The following is a 2258-nucleotide window of genomic DNA, read 5'->3' on the forward strand; positions in this document are numbered from 1 at the left end:
TCCTGTCGCCGTATTTCTCGACGAGATCGGCGAGGGTGCCAGCATCGCGGGCGGTTGCCGCGACGCGGTCGCCTCGGGCGAGTGCAGCCTCGGCCCAGACGCGGCCAAAGCCCTTCGACGATCCGGTGATGAACCAAACCTTGTTTGTCATGATCTTGGAGTCCTTGCCCCTGCGGGCGTGATTTTGGATGAAAGCGGAGGCTTCTCCGCTTTCGGGCATATACGGTCGATCCTCTGATTTTCCAGAGGCGACGGGAATCTTTTGACAAAGACGCCTGAATTATCGGAGATAATTCACCTGAGACGACCAGGCCGGGTCCTCGTGCTTTTGCCAGTAGCGCGCCATCAGCCGGCTGGTGATCGGTCCGACCTTGCCATTGGCGATCGCCGCGCCGTCGATCTCCGTCACCGGCATGATGCCGCCCGCAGTGGAGGTGATGAATACCTCGTCGGCCTCGCGCAATGCGGTGACGCTGAGATCGGTCGCCGTGGCGGCAAGGCCTTCTTCTGCACAGAGATCGAAGACGGTGCGGCGGGTGACGCCGGGCAGCACGCCGGTGGCCGGCGTCGACAGTTTGCCGTCCTTGACGCAGAAGACGTTGAAGCCCGGGCCTTCGGCGACATTGCCGTTGAAGTCGAGGAGCAACGCGGTCTCTGCACCGCGGTCATAGGCATCGTAGAGGCCGCGCACCAGATCGAGCCAGTGGTAATTCTTGATCGCCGGGTCGATCGAGGCCGGCGGAATACGCATCTTGTCGCTGATGGCGACGCGCAGGCCGCGCTGCAGCTGCTCGGCATTGGCGACCGAGCCGAACGGCACGGCGAAGGCCATGAAGCGGTTGACCGCCTGGCGCGGGTCGCGGCTGAAGGTCGGAGAGGCGCCGCGCGTGCACAGCATTTCGACATAGGCGGCGCGATGACCGGACAGCGCTACGCAATTGTGCAAGATTTCGGTCACGCCGTCGCGGTCGAAGGGAATGGTCATGCGCAGCTTTTCCAGCCCGCCGAGGAAGCGGTCGAGATGCAGATCGAGGCGGAAGAAGCGGCCGTTCCAGACATGCACGGTGTCGTAGGTTGCGTCGGAATGCAGAAAACCCCAGTCCAGCACCGAGATCTTGGCCTGCGACATCGGCAGGTATTGGCCGTCGAGAAAGGCGATGCCGTCGGGGTAGGAATGCGGGTCGACATGGCGGTCGCCAACCACGGGCAGTTGCTTCTCGTCCTGTGTCGTCGCCGTGTGGCTCATTGGGGCTTCCTGTCACGCAAGGCAAGATCAGTAGGCTATCGGCGCTGGGCAGAAGGCATAGAGCCACCCGCCCGGTGCTGTTCGGCCTCGATGACGATCTCGTCGATACATTGGATCGGAATTGCCTTAGATTGCGCGCTCTGAACGGGAGGGGGAAGATGGGCAGGCTTGGGGCCGTCATAGCAGCCATGACGATGTTCGCCGCTGCGGGCGAAGCCAGCGCCCAGTGCGCGCGCGAAGGCGATGAATTGTGCCAGGGCGGGCAGACCTATCGCTGCGAGAAAACCGGCAGCGAATTGACACCGATCTTCCAGAACCTGCCTTGCGCGGTGCCGTCGCTGAGCGGCACCTGGGTCGGCAGCGGCCATCAAAGCCCGGCGGGTGACGCCGGGGCCGACTGGCCGATCGCCATGACCATCAACGATGGCAGCGCGTCGATCGACTATCCGTCACTCGGTTGCGGCGGATCGCTGTCACAGACGTCCAGTGACGGCATTTCGGCGGAATACCACGAGAGCATCACCTACGGTCAGGACAAATGCGTCGACGGCGGCAACATCACCGTCAGGTTTTTCAAGGGAAATCTGTCCTGGACCTGGATCGGCCAGGCCGATGGTCAGCCCTATAATGCGGTCGCAGTGCTTAAGCGGAAGTAGCCGTGGTCATTCCTCCTCGTCATCCGCGTCGAGCAGGCGCGTCGCGCGCCAGCGAGTGAGCACGACGTTGGTCTGCTCGATGACGAAGAAACGCGCCGAGTCGCGGTCGTAACCTTCGCTCAGCAGTTTCTCGTAATCTGTGTGCATGTGGCGGATATGGGCAATCGTCGCCAGCCATACGGCGATGCCTGGTGGCAAGGTCTTCATGTGGACCGCGCCGGCGTCGCCGCGGATCTTCTCCATGTCGGCATAGGGTGCCAGCGGCAGAAGTGCTGTCAGCGCCTTGGCGATGGCGCGGCGGCGACCGGTGGGCGCCGTCATCGCCGAACCCCGTTGGGCTCGTCGCGCCCTTCGAT

The 2258-nt window shown here is 63.2% G+C and carries 3 protein-coding genes and 1 pseudogene; 1 reads left to right on the top strand and 3 read right to left on the bottom strand.

Annotated elements, in window-relative coordinates; all coding sequences use genetic code 11:
* Positions 1-151: pseudogene (locus ENZ75_RS35395) on the bottom strand (short-chain dehydrogenase/reductase); the annotation flags it as partial.
* 129 nt (positions 152-280) lie between these two features.
* The gene (locus ENZ75_RS29350) at positions 281-1246 is read right to left on the bottom strand and encodes a D-amino acid aminotransferase (RefSeq protein ID WP_063168493.1); all 966 of its coding nucleotides are present in this window, start codon (positions 1244-1246) and stop codon (positions 281-283) included.
* A gap of 158 nt (positions 1247-1404) precedes the next feature.
* On the opposite strand from ENZ75_RS29350, the gene ENZ75_RS29355 reads away from it, so the two are divergent.
* Positions 1405-1902, top strand: a complete 498-nt coding sequence (locus ENZ75_RS29355; protein ID WP_063168492.1) for a hypothetical protein — start codon at positions 1405-1407, stop codon at positions 1900-1902.
* 6 nt (positions 1903-1908) lie between these two features.
* Here the strand turns inward: ENZ75_RS29355 and ENZ75_RS29360 are convergent, their stop codons facing one another.
* A complete protein-coding gene (locus tag ENZ75_RS29360; protein WP_013530931.1) occupies positions 1909-2223 on the bottom strand; it encodes a DUF2293 domain-containing protein in 315 nt (104 codons plus the stop codon).
* Positions 2224-2258 lie beyond the last annotated feature (35 nt).

The organism is Mesorhizobium sp. M7A.F.Ca.CA.002.04.1.1 (genome assembly GCF_004022805.1).
GTDB lineage: Bacteria > Pseudomonadota > Alphaproteobacteria > Rhizobiales > Rhizobiaceae > Mesorhizobium > Mesorhizobium ciceri.